Origin of the sequence: Anaerococcus porci (genome assembly GCF_034090325.1) — a bacterium.
In the GTDB taxonomy this organism is placed as follows: domain Bacteria; phylum Bacillota; class Clostridia; order Tissierellales; family Peptoniphilaceae; genus Anaerococcus; species Anaerococcus porci.
Map to the genome: position 1 here is coordinate 1 of NZ_JAXDSU010000082.1, position 2,551 is coordinate 2,551.

Annotated in this window: 5 protein-coding genes and 1 tRNA gene; all 6 read right to left on the reverse strand. The window is 29.8% G+C overall.

The genetic code is table 11. The features are described 5' to 3' along the window. Positions 1-79 precede the first annotated feature (79 nt). On the reverse strand, positions 80-388 hold the full coding sequence (locus SOR60_RS08815) for a hypothetical protein (RefSeq protein WP_320595731.1): 309 nt from the start codon (positions 386-388) through the stop codon (positions 80-82). A gap of 10 nt (positions 389-398) precedes the next feature. Beyond that, complete coding sequence (locus SOR60_RS08820) at positions 399-965, reverse strand: phage scaffolding protein (protein ID WP_320595732.1); 567 nt, start codon at positions 963-965, stop codon at positions 399-401. An 89-nt stretch (positions 966-1,054) separates the two neighbouring features. Beyond that, positions 1,055-1,129 (reverse strand) — tRNA-Trp (locus SOR60_RS08825). Positions 1,130-1,155: 26 nt separating this feature from the next. Further along, positions 1,156-1,341 (reverse strand): hypothetical protein, encoded by a 186-nt coding sequence (locus tag SOR60_RS08830; RefSeq protein WP_320595733.1) that lies wholly within the window; start codon positions 1,339-1,341, stop codon positions 1,156-1,158. Between the two features lie 44 nt (positions 1,342-1,385). Then, positions 1,386-1,589, reverse strand: coding sequence for a hypothetical protein (locus tag SOR60_RS08835; RefSeq protein WP_320595734.1), 204 nt, complete (start codon positions 1,587-1,589; stop codon positions 1,386-1,388). Continuing rightward, positions 1,586-2,551 (reverse strand): phage minor capsid protein (locus SOR60_RS08840; RefSeq protein ID WP_320595735.1); only part of this gene is annotated, 966 nt, incomplete at its 5' end. The genes SOR60_RS08840 and SOR60_RS08835, both read right to left, overlap by 4 nt.

Here is a 2,551-nt window from a genome sequence, read left to right on the forward strand (position 1 = left end):
AAAAATAAAATCTTTATAAAAAATAGTCAAGCTTTTACTTGACTCAGCCTATGTATAAATCAGATAAATCCTTAAAATTTTAATATATTTTGTCTATAGTACGATGGACTATTGCAGAATAAATTAATCGTTCTAAAATTATTACAAGCTCCTCCACGACAATTTGGACTCTATAAGCCGACAGGCTATACTCAAATTGTCTAAAAGTAACTTGTAATGATTCAACTTTAGAATTCATAATTTTGCAACAGCCCATTTTATTAAAATATTTGACCAGTACTGTAATGTTTTTTCTATTTATTGAATTAGTTCTTTCTCTTTCAATAATATCAACATATTTCTCAAAAACTTCTGCATTAAAATATTTTTTATCAAATAATTTAGGCATATATTACCCCCTATAAAATACCTTTCCTATTAGCTTCCAGCATTTCTTCATAGGTCATATCCTCTACACTTTTACCACCTAATGAAGATGATTTGCCTACAGCTTTTTCTTTGTTTCCATCTTCACTCTTAAATAGGTATCCATCAGATTCTTTCAAACTTTCAATCTGTGCTTTTAAATCATCATTTAAATTTTTAGAAGCTTTTAAACTATCAATATCAAGTAGTGCTTTACTTGCTTTAATATTCCTAGTTCCAGCATTTACTAAACCTAATTCAATAGTATTATTTAATTTAATTCTTTCTATATCTTCTTTAGCCTTAGCTTGTGCTTCTTCATACTTATTTTTATATTCCTCAGCACTAGCCTTAATAGAATCAATATCCATATCCTCAAACGCTTCTATTTGCTCATTTGCACTTGCAACTTGATTTTTAAAGTTTTCATTTTCAGTTTTTAAAGTTTCAAACTCATTTTTAAGCTTGTTATAATCTTCAACTTCTTTTCCTCTTAACTTAAAAACTTCTGCAATCTGCTCATCACTTAAACCTATTTCTTTTAATTCTTCTGTCTTCATAAACACTCCTATCTTAAGCTTTTTAAGTCGTAGCTTTGACTTTAGATTCTTGTATTTTAAAAGCATTTTAGGTCAGCTTTTCTAGACCATGGCAGGTTGTAAAGGACTTGAACCTTTATCGAACAGTTTTGGAATCCGTCATTTTTTCTTTAAACCAACAACCCATGAAAAAAGAGAGCCTAACACTCTCTCATAAAATATCTTTATTTATTATTACAGCTATTATTATGATTATTATTCCTATAATAAAACTTATCCATAAGGGTGATAACACCCATACCCACGACCAACTAATGTGATTAGTAAGTTTTAAAAATATAAATAATATAGTTAATAAACCAAAAAAACCTATACCATTACTATTTTCACTTCCCATAATTACTCCCATTAAAAAAGCACATCTAACTTTTGTTAGTGTGCTTAATCTAATAATTCTATATCTTTTATTTCACTCGCATTTATACCTATCAAAGGTCCCTTCTTATCTAATGTTAAGATAGCTATCTCTTCTTCGTTTTCAATGGAGTCATAATAAGGTGTGTATGTTTCAACATATCCCGTCAAAAACTCTCCATCAAAAAAAGTTATCTTTATATTTTTGTTAAAAAATTTTCTCAAATTCATTGCTTGTCACCCTTTAAAGTTGGCACTATATGCACTCCGCCTTCCTTCGAATAGTGAATATAGAATTTATTAGTATATTTAAAATCATCTGAAATGTTATCAATGTTTACTCCTATAAATTCATCACATGTCACTAATTCTTTGTTCTTCCAATTACCCTTTCTCGTTCTTTCGAATATTCCTTTACCACTATACTTATCTACTAATTCTTGTGGATTAACTTTATCTAATAGATAGCTATTGTATTTTCCATTATTTAAATCATTTATATAATTATTTGTACCAAATACATGCTTATCCTGTCTTCCTTTATGGATATTAAGATTATAAGTGTTTTTTATTTCTTTTCTTAGCTTTTCATCTTTTAAGTATATATCTAAATTCTTTTTATCAGACCCTAGATTATAAATAGAGTTAGCTTTCTTTTGTGCTTTTTTAGTCGCCCAGACTTCCTTACTTGCCTTACTTTTATTATACCCATATTTAGCTAAATTATAAGGCTTAGCCCTTAAATTACCAGCCTTATTAAAATCTTTATAAAGTTGTCTTTGCCTTTGTAACCTTACTTGTGCAATCAGCCTACTTTCATCATCTCCAAGCCTTTCATACATCATAACCCTATGCTTATATTTTCTTATAGCTCTTTCAATCTGTCTTTGCTTTTGGGTTGCTTCATAATAAGTATATTCCTTACCCTCAAACTCAAAAGGTTCAGGTTCTATATTATCAAGTTCTTCTTTGCTCCAAACTCTTTCACTTATTCCTTCAAAATATGGATACCAATTATGCCTGCAATTTGCACCCATAAATCCAGTAACTTCGCCATATCCAATGTCATCTAAACTTAAATACTTACTATTCTCACCCGATATAGACACAACTTGCCCTTGCCATACCGCATGGCTTGGTCTAGCTCCAGCATGAGCCGATATCTCCATCAAATCTTGCCCCATATCCTTAGC